Origin of the sequence: Pseudoflavonifractor sp. An176 (assembly GCF_002160435.1) — a bacterium.
Taxonomy (GTDB): Bacteria; Bacillota; Clostridia; order Oscillospirales; family Oscillospiraceae; genus Enterenecus; species Enterenecus faecium.
The window spans coordinates 31954-58123 of sequence record NZ_NFKO01000011.1; the positions used below are offsets into that span (position 1 = coordinate 31954).

Annotated in this window: 26 protein-coding genes; 22 read left to right on the forward strand and 4 right to left on the reverse strand. The window is 60.8% G+C overall.

The genetic code is table 11. The annotated features are described in order from the left end of the window. Position 1: 1 nt before the first annotated feature. The 20 genes from B5F12_RS06765 (at position 2) to B5F12_RS11725 (ending at position 19374) form a co-directional block, all read left to right on the forward strand. The gene (locus B5F12_RS06765) at positions 2 to 2062 is read left to right on the forward strand and encodes a hypothetical protein (RefSeq protein ID WP_087232231.1); all 2061 of its coding nucleotides are present in this window, start codon (positions 2 to 4) and stop codon (positions 2060 to 2062) included. Continuing rightward, positions 2059 to 2193, forward strand: a complete 135-nt coding sequence (locus tag B5F12_RS12280) for a hypothetical protein (RefSeq protein WP_275532702.1) — start codon at positions 2059 to 2061, stop codon at positions 2191 to 2193. Before B5F12_RS06765 ends, B5F12_RS12280 begins: the two co-directional genes overlap by 4 nt. A gap of 75 nt (positions 2194 to 2268) precedes the next feature. Next, on the forward strand, positions 2269 to 2991 hold the full coding sequence (locus B5F12_RS06770; protein ID WP_087232234.1) for a hypothetical protein: 723 nt from the start codon (positions 2269 to 2271) through the stop codon (positions 2989 to 2991). After that, positions 2992 to 3378, forward strand: coding sequence for a hypothetical protein (locus B5F12_RS06775; protein WP_087232237.1), 387 nt, complete (start codon positions 2992 to 2994; stop codon positions 3376 to 3378). Between the two features lie 18 nt (positions 3379 to 3396). Then, entirely contained in the window at positions 3397 to 4407 is a 1011-nt protein-coding gene (locus B5F12_RS06780; protein ID WP_087232240.1) for a hypothetical protein, read from the forward strand. Positions 4408 to 4469: 62 nt separating this feature from the next. Next, the gene (locus tag B5F12_RS06785; RefSeq protein ID WP_087232243.1) at positions 4470 to 4847 is read left to right on the forward strand and encodes a hypothetical protein; all 378 of its coding nucleotides are present in this window, start codon (positions 4470 to 4472) and stop codon (positions 4845 to 4847) included. Between the two features lie 36 nt (positions 4848 to 4883). Then, the gene (locus tag B5F12_RS06790) at positions 4884 to 5222 is read left to right on the forward strand and encodes a hypothetical protein (RefSeq protein WP_087232246.1); all 339 of its coding nucleotides are present in this window, start codon (positions 4884 to 4886) and stop codon (positions 5220 to 5222) included. A gap of 4 nt (positions 5223 to 5226) precedes the next feature. Next, positions 5227 to 5478, forward strand: a complete 252-nt coding sequence (locus tag B5F12_RS06795) for a hypothetical protein (protein ID WP_087232249.1) — start codon at positions 5227 to 5229, stop codon at positions 5476 to 5478. Continuing rightward, positions 5465 to 6454 carry a LysM peptidoglycan-binding domain-containing protein gene (locus B5F12_RS12185; RefSeq protein WP_143482347.1) on the forward strand — a complete coding sequence of 330 codons (990 nt, stop codon included), beginning with the start codon at positions 5465 to 5467 and terminating at the stop codon, positions 6452 to 6454. Before B5F12_RS06795 ends, B5F12_RS12185 begins: the two co-directional genes overlap by 14 nt. A gap of 78 nt (positions 6455 to 6532) precedes the next feature. Continuing rightward, on the forward strand, positions 6533 to 7234 hold the full coding sequence (locus B5F12_RS06805; protein ID WP_087232253.1) for a hypothetical protein: 702 nt from the start codon (positions 6533 to 6535) through the stop codon (positions 7232 to 7234). 5 nt (positions 7235 to 7239) lie between these two features. Continuing rightward, positions 7240 to 9477, forward strand: coding sequence for a DUF859 family phage minor structural protein (locus B5F12_RS06810; protein WP_087232256.1), 2238 nt, complete (start codon positions 7240 to 7242; stop codon positions 9475 to 9477). Between the two features lie 8 nt (positions 9478 to 9485). Then, positions 9486 to 9818, forward strand: coding sequence for a hypothetical protein (locus B5F12_RS06815; RefSeq protein ID WP_087232259.1), 333 nt, complete (start codon positions 9486 to 9488; stop codon positions 9816 to 9818). Continuing rightward, entirely contained in the window at positions 9815 to 9964 is a 150-nt protein-coding gene (locus B5F12_RS11720; RefSeq protein ID WP_143482348.1) for an XkdX family protein, read from the forward strand. The genes B5F12_RS06815 and B5F12_RS11720 overlap by 4 nt, the downstream gene beginning before the upstream one ends. Then, positions 9939 to 11567 (forward strand): hypothetical protein, encoded by a 1629-nt coding sequence (locus B5F12_RS06820; RefSeq protein ID WP_143482349.1) that lies wholly within the window; start codon positions 9939 to 9941, stop codon positions 11565 to 11567. Before B5F12_RS11720 ends, B5F12_RS06820 begins: the two co-directional genes overlap by 26 nt. Before the next feature lie 14 nt (positions 11568 to 11581). Next, the gene (locus tag B5F12_RS06825) at positions 11582 to 13036 is read left to right on the forward strand and encodes a hypothetical protein (protein ID WP_143482350.1); all 1455 of its coding nucleotides are present in this window, start codon (positions 11582 to 11584) and stop codon (positions 13034 to 13036) included. Positions 13037 to 13222: 186 nt separating this feature from the next. Continuing rightward, positions 13223 to 13750, forward strand: a complete 528-nt coding sequence (locus B5F12_RS06830; protein WP_087232269.1) for a hypothetical protein — start codon at positions 13223 to 13225, stop codon at positions 13748 to 13750. 99 nt (positions 13751 to 13849) lie between these two features. Next, positions 13850 to 15163: an alpha-amylase family glycosyl hydrolase gene (locus B5F12_RS06835; RefSeq protein ID WP_087232272.1), complete on the forward strand. Its 1314-nt coding sequence runs from the start codon at positions 13850 to 13852 to the stop codon at positions 15161 to 15163. A gap of 177 nt (positions 15164 to 15340) precedes the next feature. Next, positions 15341 to 16111 (forward strand): polysaccharide deacetylase family protein, encoded by a 771-nt coding sequence (locus tag B5F12_RS06840; RefSeq protein ID WP_087232275.1) that lies wholly within the window; start codon positions 15341 to 15343, stop codon positions 16109 to 16111. Between the two features lie 68 nt (positions 16112 to 16179). Next, on the forward strand, positions 16180 to 17520 hold the full coding sequence (locus tag B5F12_RS06845) for an MATE family efflux transporter (RefSeq protein WP_087232278.1): 1341 nt from the start codon (positions 16180 to 16182) through the stop codon (positions 17518 to 17520). 933 nt (positions 17521 to 18453) lie between these two features. Beyond that, positions 18454 to 19374, forward strand: a complete 921-nt coding sequence (locus B5F12_RS11725) for a hypothetical protein (RefSeq protein WP_143482210.1) — start codon at positions 18454 to 18456, stop codon at positions 19372 to 19374. A gap of 36 nt (positions 19375 to 19410) precedes the next feature. Here the strand turns inward: B5F12_RS11725 and B5F12_RS11865 are convergent, their stop codons facing one another. From B5F12_RS11865 to rfbA, 3 genes are all read right to left on the reverse strand, one after another. After that, positions 19411 to 19566: a hypothetical protein gene (locus tag B5F12_RS11865; RefSeq protein WP_158096655.1), complete on the reverse strand. Its 156-nt coding sequence runs from the start codon at positions 19564 to 19566 to the stop codon at positions 19411 to 19413. Between the two features lie 348 nt (positions 19567 to 19914). Continuing rightward, positions 19915 to 20751, reverse strand: a complete 837-nt coding sequence (locus tag B5F12_RS06850) for an HAD family hydrolase (protein ID WP_087232281.1) — start codon at positions 20749 to 20751, stop codon at positions 19915 to 19917. A gap of 217 nt (positions 20752 to 20968) precedes the next feature. Continuing rightward, positions 20969 to 21823, reverse strand: a complete 855-nt coding sequence (gene rfbA, locus B5F12_RS06855) for a glucose-1-phosphate thymidylyltransferase RfbA (RefSeq protein WP_087232284.1) — start codon at positions 21821 to 21823, stop codon at positions 20969 to 20971. Positions 21824 to 22050: 227 nt separating this feature from the next. On the opposite strand from rfbA, the gene B5F12_RS06860 reads away from it, so the two are divergent. Both B5F12_RS06860 and B5F12_RS06865 read left to right on the forward strand, forming a co-directional pair. Further along, positions 22051 to 22749, forward strand: coding sequence for a response regulator transcription factor (locus tag B5F12_RS06860; protein WP_087232287.1), 699 nt, complete (start codon positions 22051 to 22053; stop codon positions 22747 to 22749). Next, complete coding sequence (locus tag B5F12_RS06865; RefSeq protein WP_242954913.1) at positions 22746 to 25004, forward strand: HAMP domain-containing sensor histidine kinase; 2259 nt, start codon at positions 22746 to 22748, stop codon at positions 25002 to 25004. Before B5F12_RS06860 ends, B5F12_RS06865 begins: the two co-directional genes overlap by 4 nt. Positions 25005 to 25232: 228 nt before the next feature. On the opposite strand, the gene B5F12_RS06870 is transcribed toward B5F12_RS06865, so the two are convergent. Then, positions 25233 to 26170, reverse strand: a 938-nt coding sequence (locus tag B5F12_RS06870) for a DUF3048 domain-containing protein (RefSeq protein WP_087232290.1), incomplete at its 5' end; no start/stop codon positions are given.

A 26170-nucleotide genomic window follows, 5' to 3' on the forward strand; every position in this document is an offset into this window, starting at 1 on the left:
GATGAAGGCCAAACACCAGAAACAAGCGGGGGAGAAGCTGAAGCTGTGGCAGCAGCGGCTGGCGTTGAGCAACGCCGCCTACTCCGCCGAGTACGCCCGCATGGACCAGCGGGAGCGCATCTACAACGGAGACCATCAGCTGCGGCCCCTGGTGCCCGGAGATACGAGAAGGGACGGGGGCGTGCGCAGCACCAGCCATGTGCGCAACATCGTCTTTGAAAACGTGGAGACTCAGGTGTCCAGCTCCATTCCCCAGCCCAAGGTCACCCCCCGCCGGAAAGAGGACGAGGGGCTGGCCCTGTTGCTGGAGCACTTCTTGCGCAACGAGCTGGAGCGGCTGCCCTTTACCCAGCTCAACGACCTGGCCGAGCGCACCGTCCCCATCCAGGGGGGCGTGGCCTACCTGGTGGAGTGGGACAACCGGGAGCGCACCCATGACACCGTGGGCACCCAGGTGGTGCGCATGCTCCACCCCAAGCAGCTGGCCCCCCAGCCCGGGGTGTTCACCTCCATTCAGGACATGGACTGGGTGATTGTGAAAATCCCCACCACCCGGGACGCCATCTTCCGGGAGTACGGCATCTGGGTGGAGGAGGACGGAGAGTCCGAGCCCGCCGTGCGGGGGGTGGACGGGGTCAGCGCCGTGGAGGACGCCCTCACCCGGTATGTGGGCTATGAGAAGAACGCCCAGGGGGGCGTGAATCGGTACTGCTGGGTCAACGACACCCCTCTGGAGGACCTGGAGGACTACCAGGCCCGGCGGCAGCCCGTGTGTAAGCAGTGCGGCCGGGTGCGGCCCCTACCTGGCCAGCTCATCCAACAGCCCGCTACGGCACCCAACCAAGACCAGGGGGAGCTGCTGCGCCAGGAGGCGGGGCAGAGGCTGGCCAAGACCTTGGCCCAGGAGGCCATGGCCGGGGGCGGCGGCCTGGACAGCCTGCCCGTGGAGCCGGACCAGAGCCAGGCACCCCGGGAGTATCAGGGGGGCGGTTGCCCCTGGTGCGGCTGTGAGGAGTTTGAAGACCAGGTGCAGGAGTATGAGCAGGTGCTGCTGCCCATCACCACCGGGAAGGGGTTGTCCATCCCCGGTGCCACCCCCGATCTGGACCAGGAGGGCAACCCGGTGATGCGCCCCACCCTCATCCCCTTCTACAAGCCGGGGGTGTTCCCCATCGTCTTGCAGCGCAGCGTGTCCGTGTACGGCCAGCTGCTGGGCAACTCGGATGTGGACATGATCGCCGACCAGCAAAACACCATCAACCGCCTGGAGCAGAAGATCATTGACCGCCTGGTGAAGGCGGGCACCCGCATCACCCTGCCCGACAACGCCTCGCTGCGGGTGGACAGCCAGGACGGGGAGCGGTGGTACATCGGCTCGGCCGCCGACAAGGCCATGATCGGGGTGTACGACTTCAAGGGGGACCTGGAGTACGAGCTGCTGTACCTGGCCAACGTCTACGAGGAGGCCCGTCAAATTCTGGGCATCACCGACTCCTTCCAGGGCCGGGCGGACTCCACGGCCACCAGCGGCAAGGCCAAGGAGTTCTCCGCCGCCCAGGCCGCCGGACGGCTGGAGAGCAAGCGGGTGATGAAAAACAAGGCCTATGCCGACCTGTTCCGCATGATGTTCGAGTTCTGGCTGGCCTACGGGGACGAGCCCCGGCCCGTCACCTACCAGGACGCCCAGGGCCACACCCAGTACGAGCAGTTCAACCGCTACGACTTCTTAGAGCAGGACTCCGACGGCCAGTACTACTGGAACGACCAGTTCCTCTTCTCGGTGGACACCACCGACACCCTGGCCAGCAACCGGGAGGCCATGTGGCAGGAGACGAGGCAGAACCTGCAAAATGGGGCCTTCGGGGACCCGGCGGCCACCGAGACCCTCATCCTATTCTGGACCAAGATGGAGCAGCTGCACTACCCCGGCGCCGGGGACACCAAGCAGGCCCTGGAACAGCGGGCGCAGCGGGAGGCCCAGATGGGACAATCACAACGACAACTCACGCAAGGCGACAGCGGGAACATGCCAGACCAGATGAGAAGGGAGGGAACGGCATGAAGGAGCAGAAGGGCTACATTGGCCGGATTCAGAACATCGGCACCCAGGTGGTAAAGGCGCCCTGCCAGACCACCGCCACCAAGACCGGCACCGTGCACACCGGCAAGGACCTGAGACAGGGCAAGGAGTAACACCACAAAACCAAACCAATACGCAGGGATAGCGGGAACATCCCACGGCCCCACGGGGGCAGGAAGGAACGAGATATGGAAGTCAACGAGCAGCAAGTGTATGAGGCTTTAGGGGTGGAGCAGCCCGCCCAGGAGCAGACACCCCAGGAGACAGAGCAGCCCCAGGCCCAGCCCCCTCAGGGGGAGATGAGCCTGGAGCAGCGGCGGGAGAACGCCGCCCGGCGGCGGCGGGCGGAGACCCGGGCCGCCATCCAGGAGGCGGTGGAGGCCGAGCGCAGCCACGCCCGCCGGGACGTGGAGCAGGTGCTCCGGGATGCGGCCCTGAGAAGCCCCGCCGACGGCACCCCCATCACCAACCTGGAGCAGTACCGGGCCTTCAAGCAGGCCCAGCAGGCCAAGCTCGCCCCTCGGCCCCAGGCCAACCCCGCCATGGAGGCCCAGGTGGCCGCCGAGCTGGCCCAGATTCGCCAGCTCAACCCCAACATTCGCTCGGTGGGCGATCTGCTCACCATGCCCCGGGCGAAAGAGTTTTACCAGCTGGTGAAGCGGGGCAACTCCTTTGTGGACGCCTACAAGCTGGCCCACTACGACCAGCTCACCCAGCAGGCAGCCGCCGCTGCCCGCCAGCAGGCCCAGAACCTGGCACGCAGCAAGGGACACCTCATCGCCGCCGCCCAGCGGGGCAAAGGGGCCGCCACCGTGCCCGCCCCGGAGATGGACCTGTTCCGGGCCTTCAACCCCCAGGCCAGTGAAGCGGCCATTCAGGCCTATTACAACAAATATCAGGGAGGAAAGTAAATGTTTGTACCCGTGAAAAGCAACACCGGGGCCATGCTGCCCTGGGAATACCTGGGCGCTGCCGCCGACACCTATCAGGCAGGCCAGATGCTCACCGTCACCGGCGGCAAGCTGACCAAGCTCAGCGCAGCCTCCACCACCACGCCCCCCTATCTGTGCATGGCGGACGTCACCGCCGCCGATGGCCAGGTCATCCCCGTCACCCGGGTGGAGGGGACCTTCCTCTACGAGACCACCCTGTCTGCCGTCACCGCCGAGGCAAAGCCCGGCGCAAAGGTACAGGTGGCCGAGGACGGCCTCACCGTGGCCCAGGGCGCTGGCAACTTCGAGCTGGTGGACGTGGAGGGCACTCAGAAGGGTGACGCCGTCCGGGGCAGATTTGTGTAAAGGAGGACAACCAACCCCATGAAAATCATTTTCTCTGAAGGCTCCGGCCTCAACGACAGCATTTATGGCAAGTGTCAGGCCCCCATCCGCATGTTCCTGGAGCAGCGGGGGGAGCAGTTTGAGCGTCAGTCTGTGCTCAAGGACCTGTTCCTCATGGGCAAGAGCGAGAACTACGGTGACCTGATGACCACCATGACCGCCATGAGCGGCTTTGAGCCCGTGGGCGAAAACGGCGCCTATCCCCTGGACGGCATGCAGGAGGGCTACCAGAAGCTGCTGGTGTACGACACCTGGAAGGACTCCTTCTCCATCTCCGCCGAGATGATGGAGGACTCCAAGGTCATGGACATGAAGAAGCAGCCCGCCGCCTTCATCACCAGCTACAACCGCACCCGGGAGCTGTTCGGCGCGGCCCTGTACGGCGGCGCCATCTCCGGCAAGGATAAGATCACCTATAAGGGCCGGGAGTTTGACATCAAGAGCGCCGACGGCGTGTCCATGTTCCACACCGCCCACCCCGCCAAGGTCTCCGGCGACACTCAGGCCAACAAGTTCAGCGACGCCTTCTCCGCCGACGCCCTGGGCAAGATGGAGACCGCCATGCACCTGTTCCGGGGTGACAACGACGAGATTCTGGACGTGGCCCCCGACACCATCCTCATCCCCGAGGTGGGCGGGCTGAAAAAGGAGGTCTTTGCCGCCATTGGCGCCGACAAGGAGCCCACTACCTCCAACAACGCCTTCAACTACCAGTATGGCCGCTGGAACGTCATCGTCTGGAGCTACCTCAACCAGTTTGTGGACCTGTCTGAGGGCAAGGCCCCCTGGATTCTGCTGGACAGCAAGTACAACCAGACCTACGGCGGCGCCGTGTGGAATGACCGGGTGCAGCTGGCGGTGCGCTCCACCGTGGACGAGAACACCGACGCCAACGTCTGGCGTGGCCGCAGCCGCTTCAACGCCACCTTCAACGACTGGCGCTTTGCCGCTGTGGGCGGCATTGACGGCGGCACTGCACTGCCCGACTAAAAGGGAGAACCCCCGCCCCGGCCCTTGCGCCGGGGCGGGGGGAGAAGAGAGGAGGTTTGACCATGGCAGACGCCAACCGGTTTCCCACCGCCCAGGAGGTGGTGGACCAGGCGGACCTGCTCAGCCCCAACCAGTACAGCCAGGAGCAGAAGCTCCAGTGGCTGGGAGAACTGGAGGGGCGCATCTATCTGGACGTGAAGCTGGCCTCGGAGCAGGAGCTGGAGCAGGTGTGGCAGAGCTGGCCGGGGACTCTCACCGTGGGCTGGCCCCACAGCGACGTGTACCTGCACTGGCTGCTGGCCAAGCTCCACCAGGCCAACGGGGAGCTGGAGCTGTACCAAAACCGCATGGAGAGCTTTAACACCAGCTATCAAAATTACGTCAACTGGTACATCCGCACCTACGACCCTGCCCATGCCTCTGATGCAGCGGGTGCATGAGGGGCAGGACCGACCGATGTACAGGAGTGACAGGGCATGAGCGGGGAGGAAGTGCTGGGAGCCGTGGTGGCCGCCCTGGTGGGGGGCAGCGGCATCACTGGGCTGGCGGTGGGCTACCTCAAGCGGTACCTGGACCGACGGCTGGAACAGGGGGAGCAGGAGGCCCAGCAGCGCCAGGAGCATCGCCAGCGGCGGCAGGAGGTGGAGGACCAGCTGCACCACGCCTATGGCCGGTGCATATTCTGGCTTAACCACGCTGTGACCAAACCGCCCCCCAACGGAGAGTTGGCCCAGGCCATGGAGGAGCTGACCCAGGCGGAAGAGGCCAAGAAAAAGCTGGATCGGGAGATCCTGGCTGCGTACGAGAAGGAGTGAAGCAGTGAACACTGTGTTGCAAAAGCTGTCCAGCCGCAAGCTGTGGACTGCTCTGGCGGGCATTGCCGCCGGACTGGCCCTGGCCTTCGGACTGGACCAGGAGGCGGTGGCCAGCACAGCGGGGGCTGTGGTGTCGGTGGTATCGGTGGTGACGTACATCGTCACCGAGGGCCGCATTGACGCCGCAGCAGTCAAAACAGCCATTGAAGATGTGCAGGAAGCTGTGGAGGAGGTAACCACCATTGAGACTGATTAAGTGTATTTTGACCGCCAACGACTGCTACAAGGCCGGGCGGACCATCACCCCCAAGGGGGTCATGGTCCATTCCACCGGGGCCAACAACCCCCTGGTGGCCCGGTACGTGCAGCCGGTGGAGGGACAGAAGGATGAGGCCCAGTTAAAGGCGGAGATCGGCGGCAACCGCAACGCCAACGACTGGAATAATCCGGGGCTGGATGTGTGCACCCACGCCTTTGTGGGCAAGCTGGCCGACGGCGGCGTGGGCACCGTCCAGACCCTGCCCTGGAACCACCGGGGCTGGCACGCCGGCACCGGCACCTCCGGGGGCAGCGCCAACAACACCCACATTGCCTTTGAAATCTGTGAGGACGACCTCACCGACGAGGGCTATTTCCGCAAGGTCTACCAGGAGGCGGTGGAACTCACTGCCATGCTGTGCAAGACCTACAACCTCAACCCCCTGGCCGACGGGGTGGTCATCTGCCACTCCGAGGGCTACCAGCGAGGGGTGGCCAGCAACCACGCCGACGTGATGCACTGGTTCCCCAAGTTTGGCAAGTCCATGGACACCTTCCGGGCCGATGTGTCCAAGGCTATGACCCCTGCCCAGGTCAAGCCCCAGCCCCCGGTGTCCGGCAAGACCTACACGGTGGTGAAGGGGGACACCCTCAGCGAGATTGCCCAGAAGTATGGAACCACCGTGGACACGCTGGTGCAGCTCAACGGCATCAAGGACCCCAACCTCATTGTGGTGGGGCAGGTGCTCAAGCTGCCCGGTTCCACCACCGGGTTCACCCCCTACACCGTGAAGGTGACGGTGACCGAGCTGCGCATTCGCAGCGGCCCCGGCACCGACACCCAGGTTCAGGGATTCATCGAGCCCGGGGTGTACACCATTGTGGAGGAGGCCGATGGCCCCGGGGCCAAGCGCTGGGGCAAGCTGAAGTCCGGCGCAGGCTGGATCAGCCTGGACTACGCCGAGAAGGTGTAACCGCCCCGGCAGGAGCACAACACAGGGCACCACCGTTTCCCCGGTGGTGCCCTGTTTGAGAAAGGAGGCGTGGAAAGCATGCCAGCCAACTGGCTGTACATGGACGCCAAATTCCCCGACTTTGACGGGGACATATCCACAGAGGACAAGCTGGCCCAGGTGCAAAACTACCTCTATCTGCTGGTGGAACAGATGCGCTACACCATGCAGAACCTGGACACCACCAACCTCAACCAGACCGCCCTCAACGTCTGGGAGGAGGCCATTACCAAGCCCCTGTATCTGCTGCTGGAGGGGGAGGGGGAGCGGCTGACCCAGCTGTCCGTCACCGCCGACGGCCTCACCGCCCTGGTGCAGTCCCAGCAGCAGCAGGTGCAAGAGGTGAAGGACGCCCAAGTGGGCACCCAAGAGACCGTGGAGGGCTTGGAGGAGTCCCTGGCCCAGGTCTCCAGTCGGGTGGAGTTGGCCCTGACCTCGGACCAGGTGGAGATCGCCATTGAGAAAAAGCTGGCCCAGGGGGTGGACAGCGTCACCACCAAAACCGGATTCACCTTTGACGATGAGGGGCTGACGGTGAGCAAGACGGGCAGCGAGATGACCACCCAGGTCACCGAGGACGGCATGACGGTCAGCCGCAGCGGCACCCAGGTGCTGGTGGTGGACAACCAGGGGGTGGAGGCCACCAATCTCCATGCCAAGACCTTCCTGATTTTGGCGGGGAAGGCCCGACTGGAACCCTACGGAGCGGACCGCATGGGCTGCTTCTGGATTGGAGGATAGCACACATGGCACTACAGACGAAAACCTACACCCAGAGCTCCAACACCTTCACCCTGGAGCTCACCTTGGTGGAGCAGTCCACCAGCACTGCTGGGAACTCCTCCACCCTCTCCTACACCCTTAAGCTCAAGTCCACCACCAAAAACTTTGCCCAGTACGGGGTGGGGGCAGCGGTGAAGCTGGACAACCAGACGGTGGCGGTGCGGGACCGGGGGTCTGCTCCGAAAATTACTCTGGGGACCTACTCGGAGGTGACCTTGCTGTCCGGGACCCACACGGTGGCCCACACCAGCGACGGCTCCAAATCCATGTCCCTGGCCTACTCCCTGGATATGGCCTCGGCCAGCTACACCCCCGGGGCCATGAGCGGGTCGGGCACCATGACCCTGACCAAAATCCCCCGGGGGGCCACCATCACCAGCGCCCCCAACTTCACCGATGAGGACGACCCGGTGGTGAAGGTGAGCAATCCCGCCGGGGTGTCGGTGCAGCTGGGCATTTTCAAGGACAGCACCCACGCCCTGGCCGACTATCGCACCATCTCCGGCACCTCCTACACCTTCCGCCTGACCCAGGCGGAGCGGGAGGCTATGCGGAAGGTGGACACCACGAAAAACACCGCCCAGGTGCGCTTTTACGTCAAGAGCACCGTGGGAGGTCAGACCTTTATCACCTACCTCACACGCACCCTCACCATCCAAAACCCCGCCCCCACCCTGGCTCCAACGGTAAAGGACGTGAACCAAACCACTCTGGCTCTCACCGGAGAGAGCGGGAACCTGGTAAAGTACCACTCCAAGGTGGAGGTGAAAACCGGGGCTCAGGCGGTGAAGGGGGCCTCTCTAGTCCGGCAGTCCATCACCTGCGGCAGCCATACCCTCACCGGAGACGGCACCCTGGAGGGGGTGGAGTCGGGGACCATCGTGGTCTCCGCCACCGACAGTCGAGGCAACTCCACCACCAAGACGGTGGAGCGCAAGCTGGTGGGATATGTGCGCCTGTCCTGTACCCTGGGCCAGGGGACCCCGGATGCGTCCGGGCGCTACGACCTGGAGGTGGTCGGGGCCTGCTACTACGGCTCCTTCGGCGGGGCAGAAAACACCCTGACGGTGGAGTACCGCTACCGAGCCCAGGGGACGGAAGCCTGGGGGGCTTGGACGGCAGTGGACCGGACCACGCCCATGGGCTTTACCTATGTGGCCCACGCCACGGTAAAGGGCCTGGACTACCAGACCGCCTACGAGTTCCAGGCCCGGGCCGCCGATGTCCTGGAACAGGTGGAGAGTGAGGTGAAGGTGGTGAAGGCCAGCCCCGGCTTCGACTGGGGCAAGGATGACTTCGCCTTCCACATTCCGGTGTACATCCAGGGGGTAAAGGTCACCCCAGACGTGGGGCAGAATCTGCTCATCAACCCCTGTTTCACCGTCAACCAGCGGGGCAGCACCACCTACGCCATCACCAAGCCTGCCTACACCCTGGACGGCTGGAAGACCAGCGGGGACACCAAAGCCGGGGAGGTGGTGGTGGGCCAGCGCTACGCCAAGCTCACCAATACTTCGGGTACCTTAGGGCTGGGCCAGTTTGTGGAGGACTATGGGGCCCTGGCAGGGGAGACGGTGACTCTGTCCATGGCGGTGGATATCCTCTCGGGCAGCTACCACCTGGGCCTCAACGACGGCACAGGACAGGCGGGGGAAGTGCTCTCCCAGAAGGGCTTGCAGGTGTATGCCCTCACCGCCACCCTGTCGGACAGCCCCTCCCAGCTGTGGTGCCAGATCATCAGCGAGGGGGCGGCCTCCTGCCGCATCTTCGGGGCCAAGTTGGAGGTGGGGGACCACCAGACCCTGGCCATCCAGGGGGAGGACGGCACTTGGCAGTTGACCCAGCAGCCCAACCCGGAGGAGATTCTCCGCTGCTACCGCTACCAGTACGTGCCGGTGGAGGGGGACACCAGCTACCCCCTGGGGTATGGCTTTGCCTTCAGCACCAGCTCCGCCCGTATGGTGTTCCCCTGCGGGGTGAAGATGCGTCTGGCCCCCAGCGTGACCTTCTTAAACGGCTCCAACTTGTCGGGCATCGGTATCTTCAACAACGGAGCCTCCCATACCCCCACGGCTGTGGCCGGGACCCGAAACCTGCCCGGCGGGGTGGGGGTCATCTTCACCACCAGCGGGCTGGTGACCAATGACGTGTGTACCCTGCGCAGCATCAGTGGAAAACTATTATTTGACGCCAATTTGTGAGGTGAATTATGGAAGAATATACTGTATACGTACAAGTCAACCCGGGCAGCTGCGTGGTGGCGCTGACCTCCTCCGCCCTGCTCGCCCACACCGAGGGGTGGGTGGAAGTGGAGCGGGGGCCTGGGGACCGCTGCCACCACCCCCAGAGCAACTATTTGCCTCTACCCCTGTACACCGACGAGGGCGTGCCCCGGTACAAGCTGGTGGAAGGAGTCATTGTGGAGCGCACCATCGAGGAGCTGGAGGCGGACTTGGCAGGGATGGTGGAACCCGTGACCCCGCTGGAACAGCTGCGGGCAGACGTGGACTTTCTGGCCGCCTTGCAGGGGGTGGTGTTATGACCATTCTGGATTTGGCCAAGCGCTACTACCCCAGGCTGTGGGATGACCGCCGCCTGGATATGCTGGTGGCGGCGGGGCAGCTGACCCAGGAGGAGGTGGAGGACGTGAAGGAGGGAGCCCATGAGACTGCCGGCGATGGCCTATGACATCGGCATGACCGCCACCAGCCAGACCGCCTTTGGTGGCCTGGACCACACCCCGGGAGCGGGAGACGGGGCGGTGTATCACATGAAAAACCTCACCGGGGCGGACTATCCCCTCCTCTCCAGCCGCCCACCCCGGTGGAAGGTGGCCACACTGACACAGCCCGGTGGCCTCTTTGCCCGGGGGGCGCTGTGTTGGGTGGCTCAGGGTGGATTTTGGTACCAGGGGGAGCGGAAGGGGGATGTGAGTGAGGGAGAGAAGACCTTTGCCGCTCTGGGCTCCTACCTGCTCATCTTTCCTGACAAGGTCTACTACAACACCCAGACCGGGGTGTTCGGCTCTCTGGAGTCTAAATGGACGGGGGCCGGGCTATCCTTCCAAAACGGCACCCTCTATGGGCAGGAGGCCCAGGCCAACACCATCCAGGCCCAGGGGGTAAACTGGACGGACTACTTTCAAAAGGGGGACGCCGTGACCATCTCCGGCTGTACCACCCACGCCGAGAACAACAAAAGCCTCATCATCCGGGACATTCAGGACGACAAGCTGGTGTTTTATGAGTACTCCTTCACCCTAGACGGGGAGAAGGGGGACGAGGCCTACACGGAAGCGGGAGAGGTGACCCTCACCCGCACTGTCCCCGACCTGGACTATGTGTGCGAAAACGAGAACCGGGTGTGGGGGTGCAAGGACAACACCATCTATTGCTCCAAGCTGGGGGACCCCTTCAACTGGAACGTGTTTGACGGCCTGGCCACCGATGCCTACGCCGTGGACACCGGCTCGGCGGGGAACTTCACCGGGTGCATCTCCTACCTGGGCTACCCCGTCTTTTTCAAGGAAGACCACATCTACAAGGTCTACGGCACCATGCCCTCCAACTTCCAGGTCATGGGCACCGAGACCCTGGGGGTGATGGAGGGGTGCGGCAAGAGCCTGGCTGCGGCGGGGGAAGTGCTGTTTTACCTGTCCCGGGGCGGGGTAATGGCCTACTCCGGCAGCGTGCCCCAGTGCATTAGCCGCACCCTGGGAGACCTGGCGGTGGGCAACGCCGTGGCAGGGGCCGACGGGCTGCGCTACTACCTCTCCGCCCAGGGAGCGGGGGAGGGGTGGAGTCTGCTGGTGTACGACACCCAGACCAAGCTGTGGCACCGGGAGGATGACACCCACGCCACCCACTTTGCCGCCAGCGGCGGGGCGCTGTACCTGCTCAACGAAGCCGGGGAGATTTGGACGGTGGGAGAGACCGCCCAGCCCTCGGAAGGAGCCCAGCAGGAGGAAGCGGTGGAGTGGGAGGCGGAGTTTGCCGACTTCACCGACGGAAGCCCGGACAAAAAGGGACTGTTCCGTCTCCATATCCGCCTGGAGGTGGAGGAAGGGGGGCAGGTCCAGGCCTGGGTGCAGGTGGACAGCGACGGGACCTGGCTGCCCATGGGCCAGCCCATTGGCCCCACCCCCAAGCGCAGCTTCCAGCTGCCCATGGTGCCCCGACGGGGGGACCACTACCGACTCCGCCTCACCGGCACCGGGAGGTGCCGCATCTACAGCATCACCAGAGAGCGGTACGGCAGCGGAGGGTACAACGCCACCCCGGGCCGTACCTAATGGAGGGAGAGAACATGGCATACACCTATAGCGACTTTTTGAAAAAGGCCCAGGCCACCAACACCCTGAAGGACTTTGACCCCGACGAGCTGCGGCTGGCCGAGCCCTACCCGGAGTACGGCATTGCGGCGGCCAGCCTGAAGGCGGAGGCCAACTCCGCCACCACCAGCGCCCAGCGGGCCATTGCCAACGAGGCGGCGGCCCAGCTCAAGGCCAGCTACAACGGCTTTACGGGAAGTTATCAGGATGAAATCGACGACATTCTGGACCAGCTGGACAAGTACCCCGACTTCTCCTATGACCAGGAGGCTCCGGAGTACGACAACAAGTACGAGGAGGAGCAGGACGCCATTCTGGACCAGATCGGCAAGTACCCGGACTTCTCCTGGGACCAGGAGGCCCCCACTTACACCAACCCCTATGAAGAGCTGCAAAAGGAGCTGCTGGACCAGCTGCTCAACCGGGAGGACTTCACCTGGAGCACCGACACCGACCCGGTGTTCGGAGAGTACCAGAAGCAGTACCTGCGGGAGGGGGAGCGGGCCACCGCCAATGCCCTGGCCCAGGCGGCGGCCGCCTCGGGGGGCCAGACCTCCAGCTACGCCGCCACAGCGGCGTCCCAGGCGGGAAACTACTACGCCTCCCAGCTCAGTGACATGATTCCCGAGCTGTACAACCAGGCCTACCAGCGGTATTTGAGCGAATATGAGCAGCTGGCCAATGACCTGGGGGTGGTGAACACCCAGCAACAGCTGGACTACAAGGAGTATCTGGACCGGCTGGGACAGTACAACACAGACAAAAACTTTGCCTATCAGCAGTATCTGGACGACTACAACAAACTCTTGAGCTACCTGGACGCCGTCAACGGCCAGGAGCAGATGGACTACCAGGAGTACAAGGACAAGCTGGGTCAGTTCAATGTGGACAAGGAGTTTGCCTACCAGCAGTATCTGGACAACTACAACCAGCTGCAAAGCTACCTGGAGGGTCTGCAAAAGGCCAACGACTCCGAGTACCAGCAATATGTGGACCAGCTGGATTGGGAGCGAGAACAGCAGCAGCAGGCCCAGAAGGCGGCCCAGACCCAGGTGGACGGCATTTTGCAGGCGGGTGTGATGCCTTCCTCCGACCTGATTGCCAAGTCCGGGTACACCCAGGAGTATGTCAACGCCATGCTCCAGTACTACCGCCAGAAGGCTGCTGCGGCCTACCGCAGCAGCGGCAGCGGTGGCAGCAGCAAGAGCTCCGGTTCCACCGTCACAAAGGTCAACGGTCCCAAGCCGGGGCCCAACTCCAATACGTCTAACCTGGTGTCGGTGCCCCAGTACGGCGAGATGGCCGTGGCAGACGCCGAGCGGCTGGTGCAGGCGGGACTGCTCCGCCGCACCGGGTTCGACAAAAACGGAAAGCCCACCTACATCGCCACCGCCAAAAAGCCCGACCAGTACATCCCCATGACTCGATAACCGTGACAACAAAGACCTCTTCCAGGCGAATTTACCTGGAAGAGGTCTTTGTCATGCCATCAGGCGCGGCACTTATCCTTGGCGCACAGGGCAAGCAGGGGGGTTGGTTGTCAGTGTTGTCCGAATGGTAACAAACCGTCTGTATTTCAATGTAAATTTATCCAGTTGCTTGTATCAGGAACGGATATGCGGAAGGCATTGGAGCAGTCGGTGGGTTCCTACTTGGAGGGGGCCAAGTGCCAGTACGGCGTGTTGGAGATCCGCCAGATGCCGGAGGAATACCTGATTGCCTCCCCCACCCGGTATACCAAAATGCCGGACGAGGAGACCTTTTTGCGCACCTTTCGCAACCATTTGAAGTACTGTGAGCAGAAGGAGCTGAGCACCCGGTTGCAGGCGGGGGAGATCATCCCCCTGGAGCGGGCCAGACGCCGCTGCTTTGTGGAGAGCCATTATTTCAATCCGGTGCAGAGTCGGGTGGAGGATGAGCGGCTGTACATCAAGCCCGCGGGAGAGTATGCGGTGTACTACCACCAGGGAGAACTGGAGGACTTGGAGGTGGCCTTCCACCACTTTGTGGACGAGGTGGAGCGTCAGGGGTATCAATTGTGTGGCGATGTGTACGAAGACGACCTGGTGGAGGAGCTGCTTTTGTCCCAAACGGCCCTCAGTGTGGCCCGTTTGACCGCCCGAGTGGAGAGAGCCGATCGGTGACAAAGACGGGCGGTTTTATTTGACCTGTGCCCGGCAGGCGGGTATAATAACAGGGTAAGAATACCTGCTGCCAAGGCAGAGAACAGGGAGGACGACCATATGTGGTTTGACCAATCAGTCATCTATCAGATCTACCCGCTGGGGCTGTGTGGCGCGCCGGAGGACAACGACGGCGTGCGGGAGAGCCGAATTTTGCGCCTGCTGGACTGGGTGGAGCACATCAAAAAGCTGGGGGCGGATACCGTACTCTTCAACCCGCTGTTTGAAAGCGACCGCCACGGCTATGATACCCGGGATTATTTCCAGTTGGACTGCCGCCTGGGCACCAACGAGGACTTCGCCCAGGTGTGTGACGCCTTCCATCAGGCCGGTATCCGGGTGATGCTGGACGGGGTGTTCAACCACGTGGGCCGTGGGTTCTGGGCCTTCCGGGACGTGCAGGAAAAACGGTGGGACAGCCCCTATAAGGACTGGTTCCGCATCGACTTCAACGGCAACTCCCACTACAACGACGGCTTCTGGTACGCCGACTGGGAGGGCCACGGGGAACTGGTGAAGCTGAATCTGGACAACCCGGCGGTGGTGGAGCACCAGTTTGAGGCCATCCGCGCCTGGGTGGACCAGTTTGACATGGACGGGCTGCGCCTGGACGTGGCCTACTGCCTGCCCCAGCACTACCTGCGCCGCCTGCGGGAGTTTACCTCCTCCCTGAAGCCGGACTTCGCCCTCATGGGTGAGACCCTCCACGGGGACTACAAGCAGTGGATGGCCCCGGACATGTGCCACTCGGTGACCAACTACGAGTGTTACAAGGGGCTGTGGTCCAGCTTCAACTCCATGAATCTCTTTGAAATCGGCCACTCTCTGGCCCGCCAGTTTGGACCCGAGCCCTGGACCATGTACAAGGGGGCCCATCTGCTCTCCTTCCTGGACAACCACGACGTCACCCGCATTGCCAGCCAGCTCACCAACAAGGAGCACCTGGCCCCCGCCTATGCCCTGATGTTCGGCATGCCCGGCGTGCCTGCGGTGTACTACGGCAGCGAGTGGGGCCTGGAGGGTAAGAAGGAGTCCTGGGGCGACGCTCCCCTGCGCCCCGCCCTGGAGAAGCCCGAGTGGAACCACCTCACCGACTGGATTTCCAAGCTGGCCCGTGCCAAGCGGGAGAGTCAGGCTCTGTGCTACGGCGGCTACCGCAACGTGGTGCTCACCAACCGCCAGCTCATCTTTGAGCGGGCCGTGGAGGGGGAGCGGGTGCTGGTGGCCATCAACGCCGACGACCAGCCCTACACCGCCCACTTTGACGCCGGATGTGGCCAGGCCGTGGACCTCATCACAGGCCAGCTCCACGACTTCGGCGGCGGCAGCCAGCTGCCCCCCTACTGCGCCTACTTCTGGAAGATGGAGCGATAAAGGCAAAGCCTTTCTCGAACATGCAAGCATTGGGCTTTATATTTGTGTAAAATCATTCATTTTCGTTTTTGACAGTATGACCGCCCGGTCTGCCCTGGAAAGGGAGACCGGGCGGTTCTGTTTTTCCACAGCGGACCATACACTGGGGTGAAACAGCCGTGGAAAGGGGAGCGCCTTATGAGAATCTTGGTGTTGCGCCGCCGCATTCTGGCGGGGGTGGGTCTGGTGCTGGCGGCGGTGGCCATCCTGCGTCTGGTCAGCCACCCCAAGGTGGTGGGGGCCTCGGCCACCACCCGACAGCTGCCCGTGTACTGTGTCCAGGCGGACTATCCGGTGGTGTCCCTGTCCTTTGATGCGGCCTGGGGCAACGAGGATACCCAGACCCTCATTGACATCCTGGACAAATACCAGGTGAAGGCCACCTTCTTTGTGGTGGGGGAGTGGGTGGACAAATACCCGGAGTCGGTGAAGGCCCTCCATGAGGCGGGGCACGAGATCATGAGCCATTCCGACGACCACGCCCACTTCAACAGCCTCACCCCAGAGCAGATCAAGGAGAATCTCACCACCTGCGGGGAGAAAATTGAGGCCATCACCGGGGAATTTCCCACTCTGTTCCGCTGTCCCTACGGGGAGTACGACGACCATGTGATTACCACGGTGCGCAGCATGGGCATCCAGCCCATACAGTGGGACGTGGACAGCCTGGATTGGAAGGATATCTCTGCCTCGGAGATCACCCAGCGGGTCACCAGCCGGGTGGGGCCGGGGAGCATTGTCCTCTTCCACAATGCTGCCCTCCACACCCCCGAGGCTTTGCCCACCATCATTGAGACCCTGCTCCAGGAGGGGTATACCTTCCTGCCCATCTCCCAGCTGGTCCTCCCAGGGGAGTACGGGGAGGACTACACCATCGACCACGCCGGGCGGCAGTGTCCCGTCTCCTGAGTGCGGTTGTGCCACTCCCGCCCTTTGTGGTAGAATGGTAGGCAAACGAGAGAGAAAGCCGGGAGAGAATGAGACAAGATTTGACCACGGGCCCCGTGACCCGGACCATGCTGCTCTTTGCCCTGCCTATGATTTTGGGCAACATCCTACAGCAGTGCTACAATTTGGCGGATACCTGGATCGTGGGGCGGTTTATCAGCACCGACGCCTTGGGGGCTGTGGGCAGCGCCTACACCCTGATGACCTTTTTGACCTCCCTGATTTTGGGCATGTGTATGGGGGCTGGGGCGCTGTTCTCCATCAGCTATGGCAGCAAAGACCTGCGCCGGCTGGGGGAGTACATCGCCTCTGCCTTTGTGCTCATTGTGGGGCTGACGGTGGTGCTCACCGGGGTGTCCTACGGCCTGTTGCCCTCCATTTTGCGGTGGATGAGCACGCCGGAGGACGTGTACGCCATGATGTATGCCTATGTCCAGGTGATCTTGGTGGGACTGCCCTTCATCTTCCTCTACAACTATTTCGCCTTCCTCCTGCGGGCGGTGGGAAACTCCCTGGTGCCGCTGGTGTTTTTGGGGGTGAGCACGGTGCTGAACATCGGCCTGGATGTGCTGCTGGTGGCGGTCATCCCCTGCGGCGTGGCGGGAGCTGCGGCGGCCACCGTCATTGCCCAGGGAGTGGCGGGGGTGGGCATCGCCGCCTATACCCTGCTGCGGGAGCCGCTGCTGCGCCAAGGGCTGCGGGTGCGAGGCCGGGCTGCGGCGGAGATTTTCGCCTATGCCTCCACCACCGGGGCCCAGCAGTCGGTGATGAACTTCGGCATTCTCATGGTGCAGGGGCTGGTCAACAGCTTTGGCACCGCCGTCATGGCCGCCTTTGCCGCCGGGGTGAAAATTGACACCCTGGCCTACATGCCCGCCCAGGAGTTTGGAAATGCCTATTCCATCTTCATCTCCCAGAACTACGGAGCGGGCCGGGGAGAGCGCATCCGGGCGGGCACCAAAAGTGCCGTGGCCCTGGTGCTGGGCTTTTGCGCCCTGGTCTCCGCCCTGGTGTGGGTGCTGGCTCCTCAGCTCATGGGCATCTTTATCCCGCCCCACCAGGCCCAGTCCCTGGCGGTGGGGGTGGGATACCTGCGTATTGAGGGGGCCTGTTATGTGGGCATCGGGGTGCTGTTTTTGCTCTACGGCTATTTCCGGGCCGTGGCCCAGCCCCGCATCTCCCTGCTGCTGACGGTGATCTCCCTAGGCACCCGGGTGCTTCTGGCCTACTCCTGTGCCCCCTGGTTTGGGGTGGAGGCCATCTGGTGGGCTATCCCCATCGGCTGGGCACTGGCGGACTTGGTGGGGGGCGGGTTGGTCCAGCGGGTTCAGATTTTACGACCGTTGAGTGGTGGTACCACAGGCGTTTGAGAGCCAGTCACAGGGCTCCCTCCGGGAGGGAGCTGTCTGCGTGAGCAGACTGAGGGAGCATGCGGGCGGCTGTACCGCCAAATTTTCACACGGCATAGACCTTTGCCAGGATTTTCGACCACATCGGTACGCACCGCCCATTGCGTCAAAGCCCTTTGGCTGTTTCTACAGGCTCCCTCCGTCATGGCTACGCCATGCCACCTCCCTCCCTGAGGGAGGCTTTTTGGTCTGGAAAAGCCATGTAAATCGCCAATTCCCTTGGGTTGCTGGCGTAGGGGAGGGGCTTGCCCCTCCCGAATCTCCCAGGGCAATGCCAGGGAGACAGCGGGCCGGGCAAGCCACGGCCCCTACCACAGCGTAACAAGGAAGTGCGGCAATGGATCCCGGCGGCGGGAACGCCGCCTTTCCGGGGTAGGCCCGGACGTGGAAACCACAGAGGTTTAGGGTTAGCTGCCCAGTGTGGCCTGGTGTGGTGGAAAAAACAGGGGCCACAGCAAGGGTGACAGGCCGAATTTAGACTTGACGCAAGCCCAGCCTGTTCATACTGCGTTTGCAGCACCTGCCTCATCTCATCGTCGGCGTCACGTACCCGCTTACACGCCTGGTCCGGGGTCTTGAGCCACACCACATCCCCCTCCCAGCCATACATGGGCGATCTCATAGGTCGCGCCATACTGACTGTAGTAGTATGTATTCCTCTGCCCTGTCTCCACTTCTGTAAAAAGTCAAATATCTATCCTCTCATATGAGCATGATACTGGTTGGTTAAAACTAATTTTTGTGAATCAACAGTTATTAGCATTGACGTGTTGTGTAGTTTATGTTGGAATATACTTGTATATTTTGTGCAATATGGATAAGCACAAGCAGAGGAGAGGGTTCCAATGGGCCAGGAGATTAATATTGATTTGAAATACATAAGGAGGGTTTACTGTGGCTAGAAAAAGGTTTTTATCATCCATTCTTCTCATTGGAATGCTTTTCGCAATGTCAACTGTTGCTTTTGCCACTAATGATGCCCCAGATATGCCAGCCGAACCTGCGGCATACTCCGTAACAACAAATGAGTACGATATTTACACTCATTCAAGAAGGCTCTCCAACAAAGAACTTAGTAATCAAGGAATGTCAGAAACTCATATAAATTTAATTAAATCGGATGCAATTGAGAATGAACTCCTGGAACGAGCTTCTTTGCCAGCCTCTGAACTCTCAGATATGGGATATAGTAGTAGCCAAATTACAATTCTAAAGAATTACAATGGAGAACCCATTGAAAATAAACCTGAACTGCGTGGGGTTTTTGCTGATATGACAGCAAAATTTTATAAAGAAGTTGCAAGTTCAGTAACTCTTAAAGTGCGAGTGTACTGGGAGTGGTCAAATGTCCCTCTTCTTGCCGGAGAACCAATTATTGATTTAATGGCTATTCGTTGGCAAGGCACTAATACCAATGGTCAATCAATCAATCTAGCCTTCTACTCTGCGACTTCTTATGCAAACGCAAATTATTATAGCCGCTCAGGAGAATATAAATACAGTAACCGGCTCACTATTGTTTGCGATTCTCCCTATGACCATGCATACGCCAAAGTTCCCGTTGGCTCTGGAGACTCGGACCAATATGGAGCGTATTATGCCAAGACCGGCAATTTTTATGTTCAAGTAATGCGCACTGGAACCGATTACATCAAAGAAGCTGCCTTTGTATTTGCATATGGTCATACAGTTGTCGGCGTATCACCATCCCTTTCACTCCCTGTTTCGTTTGGTATCGGATTTAGTGTTGGAACAGAAAAAATGGTGGAAATGGCTATTAGAATGAGTAATACAGGACATATAACCGAATACTAAACAGCATAAAATAACAAGAGGGGGATACCCCTCTTGTTATTTGTGCTTATGCCGAATTGTGTACAAAAGAACTGCGCCAATAAAAGCGATTCCCACAATACCCCCTATTCCTGGAAGATTAAATCTAATTCCAACTGTCACCTCAGCTGAAATAGAGAATATAATCGTCAAAATAAAAATTAACACTTCCATACTCTTCCTCTTTTCTATATCAAACTCTATCTTTAATGAACTTTATTCGCATCAAATGTATTAAAAATCTTCTTTTACCCAATATGACAGCAAAAATATGAAAAACTTCTTCTCTCTTATCCGCTTTCCATTCTAACACTGTTTCCACATAGGCTCTGCCAAGAGAGTAGACTAGGGTGCATATTATCATCAACTAGGTGAAAAAACATGATTCACACATCCGCTGGAAACCTACTGCGTTCCCCGTTATCGCACCCCATGTTATGTTTACTGTAACATTATACTTTTATGATGTCAACACAATATAAGTGATATTGATTTTGCAACAGACCCTTTGATGCAGGGGTTTCACTTATTGAGAATATACCGCTCAATGGCAAGGGCGGCCCCGTCCTGGTCATAGGGCAGAGTCACGGCGTCCGCCGCCGCCTGGATGTGCGGGGCGGCGTTGCCCATGGCCACGGAGAACCCGGCGGCCTGGAGCATGGACAGGTCGTTGCCGCTGTCCCCGATGGCCATGACGTGGGCGGGGTCGATACCCAGAAGCCCGCACACCTCCTGTAAGGCGTTGCCCTTGGTGCTCTGGGTGTGGGCGATCTCAATGGTGTGGGGCCCGGACCAGAAGTGATTGAGGGGCAGGGCGTCCAGCCGGGCGCAGACCTGGTCCCGGAGGGGATCGGGGATGTGGGGGAGGTTGATCTTGTCGATATTCAGCTCTGGCGTGTGGGCGGTGCGGACAAGGTCGTCCACCACCACGCCCCGCTTGCCCAGCACCACATCCAGGTGGTAGCCGATGAACTCCCGGTAGGGCTGCTCCATGTCCCAGCTCTCCTGGGTTAGGTACATGTGGCCCTGGGCGGACAGCTCCACGGGGAAGTGGTATTCTCCCGCCAGCTCCACCACCGCCTGAGCCACTTCGGGGGGGATGTAGTGGCCCCGCAGCAGCTCTCCGGTGGCAATGCGGCGAATCTCGCCGCCGTTGCACAAAATGCACAGGTTTTCCCATGCCGCTCCCGTCTGCACCGGAGGCGGGAGGAGAAAGTGCTGCCGTCCGGTGGTGGGCACGATGGCCACCCCTTTGGCGTGGGCCTCCGCCAGAGCCTGGTGGAGACGGGGGGTAAAGCTCAGGTGGTCGGCTTGCAGGGACGTGCCGTCCAAATCCATGGCGAGAAGTTGAATATCCATTGGTTGAACCTCCTTACAACGGGGAAAGGGCGATGGTGAAACCGGGCGAAATAGCCTGTATCTTCCACCAGAATAGCCCCCATGTTTCCGGTTGTCAACGGGGCGGCGGCCAACTCTTGGTTCCGCACAGTTCCACAAACCCCTGCCCTGGTGGAGATGTCAAAAAAATTCCCTTTGGCTCAGGCCAAAGGGAATTTTTTATCTTGATAGTTTGGGCTTACAGAGACAGCAGGTGCTGGCCGTACTCGGTCATGGACAGCTCCTGGCCCAGCTTTTGCAGCTGGTCGTGGGAGATCCAGCCCTCCCGGTAGGCGATTTCTTCAATGACGCCCACATAGTGATCCTGGCCCTGCAGGTCGTGGATGGTCTGGGCGGCCTGGAGCATGCTGCCGGCGTTGCCAGCGTCCAGCCACACGTAGTTGTCCTCCATGGGCACCACCTGGAGCTGGCCCTGGTGCAGATACGCCAGATTTACGTCGGTGATCTCCAGCTCGCCCCGGGCGGAGGGGGTGAGGTTGGCGGCGATGTCCATGGCCTGTCCGTCGTAGAAGTACAGGCCGGGCACGATGTAGTTGGACTTGGGGTTCTGGGGCTTCTCCTCAATGGAGATGGCCTTGCCGTTCTCATCAAACTCTACCACGCCGAAGGGGCGGGGATCGTCCACGTAGCAGCCGAAGACGGTGGCGCCCTGGTTGTTGTCAGCGGCCTGCTTCAAAAGCTGCTGGAAGTTGGGGGACCAGAAGATGTTGTCGCCCAGCACCAGGCACACGTCGTCCCCGTCCACGAAGTCACGGCCAATGAGCAGGGCGTCGGCAATGCCACGGGCCACGGGCTGCACGGTGTACTGGATGTTCATGCCCAGCTGGGAGCCGTCGCCCAGCAGAGCGGTGAAGGTGTCCACCTCTCCGGGGGGCACAATCACCAGCACGTCACGGATGCCGGCCTGCATCAGCACGGCCAGGGGATAATAGATCAGCGGCTTGTCGTAGACAGGCAGCAGGGGTTTGCAGACGGGTCGGGTCATCGGATAGAGACGGGTGCCCCGTCCGGCAGCCAAGATAATACCCTTCATAATTCCTACCTCCATGCCCTATGGGCGTATTTAGTAAAATTCTAGTCGCAAGAGTCGGGTATAGTATACCGAATACCGAGCAAAAAGTCAATGAAGGGGGAGAAACGTCGCAGGACAAAGATTTCCCAGTATGTGTTAACCATATCTTAATACTTTGAGTGGTTGCAACTTAAGGGGAAGATTGGTAGTATAGAAGCAGATCAGAAACAGCGGGAGGGCATGGAAGGATGTACAAGATTCTAATCTGTGATGATGACCATGACATTGTATCTGCGTTGAAAATTTACCTCACCAGTGAGGGATATCAGACCGTAGAGGCATACAACGGACAGGAGGCCCTGGAGGCCGTGGAAGCCGGCGGCATTGACCTGGTGCTCATGGATGTGATGATGCCCAAAATGGACGGCATTCGCGCCACTGCCCGGATGCGGGAGGAGGGGAATATCCCCATCATTCTCCTCACCGCCAAGGGCGAGGACAGCGACAAGGTGCTGGGGCTGAACATCGGGGCGGACGACTATATCACCAAGCCCTTCAACCCCATCGAGGTGCTGGCCCGGGTCAAGAGCCAACTGCGCCGCTACACCACCCTGGGTGGCAAGCAGAGCGGCGACGAGCAGGGCGTGCTGCGCAACGGGGCCCTGGTGCTGGACGACGCGGCCAAGATGGTGCGGGTGGACGGCGAGGTCATCAACCTCACCCCCATTGAGTACAACATTCTCCACCTGCTGATGAAGAACCCCGGGCGGGTGTACTCCACCGCCCAGATCTATCAGCTGGTGTGGAACGACCCGGTTTTGGGGTCGGAGAACACCGTGGCGGTGCACATTCGCCACCTGCGGGAGAAAATCGAAATTGACCCGGCCAACCCCCACTATCTGAAAGTGGTGTGGGGCCTGGGTTATAAAATGGAGAAGATGGTATGAGAGCACGGGAAAACCCGGTGCTGAAAGCGGGGGCGTTCCTGCTGGCAGTGGTGACCTTTGCCATTGCGGCCGTGATGGGTTGCTACCAGATGGTAAATCTCAATGTGATCTGGGGCCAGACCTCGGCAGCGGGAGGTTACACCATCCGATACCTGGAAAACCAGGACCTGCAACAGATCAGCTACCTGTTGGACCTCATCTACACCGAGCAGGAGCTGGGGTCTCTGAGCAGCTATGAGCAGCAGATGAAGTCGGATTTGGAGCAGCAGTACCAGTGGAACAACACCAACCTGCGCTGGCAGCTGCTGGACCCGGAGGGCGGTGTCCTCCAGGGGAATACCACCCAGGCCCGTCCCTCCCAGCCGGAGGGCATCTACTGGGGGGAGTACTACGTCTCCAACCTGGAGATGGACGTGCGCAGTGACGTGGGCACCAAGTGGGCGGATGTGGTGGATACCATCCGCAACCCGCCTGCCAGTCCTCAGCGCGTGGAGAGCGACACCTGGGCCTATGAACTGAGTGCGGCGGTGCAGCAGTACCGGGAGGACCCCAGCAGCGTGGATTTGACAGCGGTGTACTTAGACGGGGAAGGTAAGGGCGACATGCTGCGCATCACCACCCAGTTCGGGGTGTTTGCCTATGCCCCATCGGTGCAAAACGTCATCAGGTCCAACGTCTTCGGCTATCATTACGACCTGGATGCCGGGGGCTGGACCATCAATGCAGAGGAGGGCTGGACTGAGGGTGCCGTGGCTTTGGACCTGGTACTGTGGGTGAACACCTCCCTGGCCGTGGAGGGGGACTCCTACGCCAAGGCCTATCTGGGTCTGGACTGGTGGAAAAACCACAACGTGGCCATGCTGGTGCTGAACCTGGTGTGCGTGGCGGTGGGCATTGCCATGCTGGTGTTCCTGTGCGTGGGCGCCGGATGCCGCAAGGGTACCGAGGGCGTCTATTTGAATTGGTTCCATCGGTTGCCCGGGGAGTTGATTCTGGTGGCTCTGTTTCTCCTGGCCAGTTACCCGGTGAGCGGGCTGGTGGAAGACGCCATTATGGATATCACATATACGATAATGCCCATGAAGCTCCAGCTACTGCTGGTGGGAGGAGGAATGGCGGCCATGACCGCGATGACTGCGGGGCTGCTGACCACCGTAAGCGCCCGCCTTAAGAGCCATACCCTGGTCCGCAGCACCCTGCTGTGGTGGGCCTGGGGACGGATAAAAAAGATTCTGGGGATGGCCCGCCGTACCATTCCCCTGGTTTGGCGTGTGGGAATGGGAGGTTGTCTCTATATGCTGGTGTCGCTGGTGTTGCTGATGAGCAATGCCGTGTTTCTCTGGGTGGTCATCAGCGTGGTGCTGGTGGTGTACCTGTGTAGCTGGGCCCACTGCTGGAAGCAGATTCGCCGCTGTACCGGGGAACTGCTCAAGGGCAACCTGAACGTGCAGATCTCCTGCCACCACATGCCCCACGACCTGCGGGAGCACGCCCAGCAGCTGAACAACCTGGGCCAGTCCATCTCCCAGGCGGTGGCGGAGCGGATGCGCAGCGAGCACTTCAAAGCCGAGCTCATCACCAACGTCTCCCACGACTTGAAAACCCCCCTCACCTCCATCATCAACTATGTGGACCTGCTGAAAAAGGAGCCCATGGCCAACGAGCGGGTGGAGGAGTATATCAACGTGCTGGAGCGCAAGAGTAACCGCCTGAAAAAGCTTACCGAGGACCTGGTGGAGGCCTCCAAGGCGTCCACCGGCGTGTTGTCGGTGGAGTTGGCCCGGCTGGACCTGGGAGAAATCGCAGATCAGGCCCTGGGCGAGTACGAGGAACGGCTCCAGGCCGCAGGGCTGGCAGTGGTGCGCACCCTGCCCGACCACCCGGTGTGGGTGATGGCGGACGGCCGGAGACTGTGGCGGGTGCTGGACAATCTGCTGGGCAACTGCGCCAAGTACGCCCTGGAGGGCTCCCGGGTGTATGTGGAGCTGCACTACGACGACAAGAGCGCCACCCTGTCCATGAAGAACATCTCCCGGGAGGCCCTGAACGTGCCGGTGGAGCGGCTCATGGAGCGGTTTGTCCGGGGCGACGAGTCCCGGTCCACCGACGGCAGCGGCTTAGGCCTGTCCATTGCCCAGTCCATGACCGAGCTGCAAAAGGGTACCTTCCAGGTGGAGATCGACGGAGACCTGTTCAAGGCCATAGTCACGCTGCCTCTGGCCCCCAGCGAAGAGCTGGCGGAAATGAAAGGCTAAAAAAATGAAGAATGATAAATGAATAATGGAAAATGCAGGCCCTAGACATTGCCGTATTTCTTGGGTTGCTGGGCGTAGGGGAGGGGCTTGCTCCTCCCGAATCTCCCAGGACAAGGCCAGGGCACCAATGGGCCGGGTAAGCCACGGCCCCTACCGGGGAACGCCAAAGAAGTACATATAAAGCAGAAAAAACGGAGAAAGCCACGGCTTTCTCCGTTTTTTGCTAGATTATTCAGCTACCACGTCGCGGGAGGTGGGTGCAATGCACACAAAGCTTTTGCCCACCCCCAGCGTCAGGGGCTTACCATCTTGAGTGTAGTAGCGCAGCTGGTTGTAGTGGTCTCCCTTCTCCCAGTGGATGGGAATCATCTTGCCGCCGCAGGCGAAGTAGCCTGTGCCGGAGGTGAGGGAGACGTCGCTGTAGTAGCCGTCATCCATGGTGGAGTAGTCCGTCTGGAGCACCAGCACGTTGGTGGTGGAGATTTGGGAGCCGTCGTTGCCGTCAATGAAGGGGCTGTCGTACTGCTCCACCAGGTAGACTTGTTTGTCCTGGTTGTACTGGAAGACGGTGTTTTTGTAGTTGGAGTAGGTGACGGTGATGGTGTTGGCCGCCTGTCCATCCTGGGGAGTGCCGTCTTCGGTGAAGCTCATCTCGTACTTGTATCCTTCCGAGTGGGGGCCCAGCAGGCCGTTGGCGGTGAGCTTTTCCACCATGGCTTTCCCGTCGGCCATGAGGGTGTGCTCCCAGGCGTAGGACACTCCGGGGGTACGGTCCGGGTCCCGGAAGAAGATGCCCGAGGCGTTGGTGCCCTTCACGCCGTCCACGTCGTTGACCCCCAGCTGGGCGATGGTGTCGTAGACGTAGTGGCTGCCTCCGGCGTGGACGAACACCCCGTCATGGCCCAGGGCCAGGTCCAAGAAGCAGTCCCGGGCCGAGCGCACCGAGCCGATGGTGGTGAGGTCCGCGGGGTCCTGATACACGGCCAGCATCCGGGTGATGCCGCCCTCGGCAATGGCCTCATAGATGATGTCGGCGGTGGAGTTGCCCTGCTGGGGCATGGCCACCTTGATGTTGTTCATCACCACGGTGACGGGCTTTTGCCCGCTGAGATCGGTATCGGTGGCCTCTCCGGTGAGAGGATTGGTGTACAGGGGCGGGGTGGGGC

What these genes read in the sequence shown, in the direction of transcription:
- B5F12_RS06785 (WP_087232243.1), top strand. Translation starts at nt 4,470, where the DNA reads ATGGCAGACGCCAACCGGTTTCCCACCGCCCAGGAGGTGGTGGACCAG.
- B5F12_RS06845 (WP_087232278.1), top strand. Translation starts at nt 16,180, where the DNA reads ATGAGACAAGATTTGACCACGGGCCCCGTGACCCGGACCATGCTGCTC.
- B5F12_RS11865 (WP_158096655.1), bottom strand. Translation starts at nt 19,566, where the DNA reads ATGGAAGTGTTAATTTTTATTTTGACGATTATATTCTCTATTTCAGCT.
- rfbA (WP_087232284.1), bottom strand. Translation starts at nt 21,823, where the DNA reads ATGAAGGGTATTATCTTGGCTGCCGGACGGGGCACCCGTCTCTATCCG.
- B5F12_RS06860 (WP_087232287.1), top strand. Translation starts at nt 22,051, where the DNA reads ATGTACAAGATTCTAATCTGTGATGATGACCATGACATTGTATCTGCG.
- B5F12_RS06835 (WP_087232272.1), top strand. Translation starts at nt 13,850, where the DNA reads ATGTGGTTTGACCAATCAGTCATCTATCAGATCTACCCGCTGGGGCTG.
- B5F12_RS06810 (WP_087232256.1), top strand. Translation starts at nt 7,240, where the DNA reads ATGGCACTACAGACGAAAACCTACACCCAGAGCTCCAACACCTTCACC.
- B5F12_RS12280 (WP_275532702.1), top strand. Translation starts at nt 2,059, where the DNA reads ATGAAGGAGCAGAAGGGCTACATTGGCCGGATTCAGAACATCGGCACC.
- B5F12_RS06840 (WP_087232275.1), top strand. Translation starts at nt 15,341, where the DNA reads ATGAGAATCTTGGTGTTGCGCCGCCGCATTCTGGCGGGGGTGGGTCTG.
- B5F12_RS06830 (WP_087232269.1), top strand. Translation starts at nt 13,223, where the DNA reads ATGCGGAAGGCATTGGAGCAGTCGGTGGGTTCCTACTTGGAGGGGGCC.
- B5F12_RS06775 (WP_087232237.1), top strand. Translation starts at nt 2,992, where the DNA reads ATGTTTGTACCCGTGAAAAGCAACACCGGGGCCATGCTGCCCTGGGAA.
- B5F12_RS06865 (WP_242954913.1), top strand. Translation starts at nt 22,746, where the DNA reads ATGAGAGCACGGGAAAACCCGGTGCTGAAAGCGGGGGCGTTCCTGCTG.
- B5F12_RS06770 (WP_087232234.1), top strand. Translation starts at nt 2,269, where the DNA reads ATGGAAGTCAACGAGCAGCAAGTGTATGAGGCTTTAGGGGTGGAGCAG.
- B5F12_RS06850 (WP_087232281.1), bottom strand. Translation starts at nt 20,751, where the DNA reads ATGGATATTCAACTTCTCGCCATGGATTTGGACGGCACGTCCCTGCAA.
- B5F12_RS06790 (WP_087232246.1), top strand. Translation starts at nt 4,884, where the DNA reads ATGAGCGGGGAGGAAGTGCTGGGAGCCGTGGTGGCCGCCCTGGTGGGG.
- B5F12_RS06780 (WP_087232240.1), top strand. Translation starts at nt 3,397, where the DNA reads ATGAAAATCATTTTCTCTGAAGGCTCCGGCCTCAACGACAGCATTTAT.
- B5F12_RS11720 (WP_143482348.1), top strand. Translation starts at nt 9,815, where the DNA reads ATGACCATTCTGGATTTGGCCAAGCGCTACTACCCCAGGCTGTGGGAT.
- B5F12_RS06825 (WP_143482350.1), top strand. Translation starts at nt 11,582, where the DNA reads ATGGCATACACCTATAGCGACTTTTTGAAAAAGGCCCAGGCCACCAAC.
- B5F12_RS06815 (WP_087232259.1), top strand. Translation starts at nt 9,486, where the DNA reads ATGGAAGAATATACTGTATACGTACAAGTCAACCCGGGCAGCTGCGTG.
- B5F12_RS06820 (WP_143482349.1), top strand. Translation starts at nt 9,939, where the DNA reads ATGAGACTGCCGGCGATGGCCTATGACATCGGCATGACCGCCACCAGC.
- B5F12_RS06805 (WP_087232253.1), top strand. Translation starts at nt 6,533, where the DNA reads ATGCCAGCCAACTGGCTGTACATGGACGCCAAATTCCCCGACTTTGAC.
- B5F12_RS06765 (WP_087232231.1), top strand. Translation starts at nt 2, where the DNA reads ATGAAGGCCAAACACCAGAAACAAGCGGGGGAGAAGCTGAAGCTGTGG.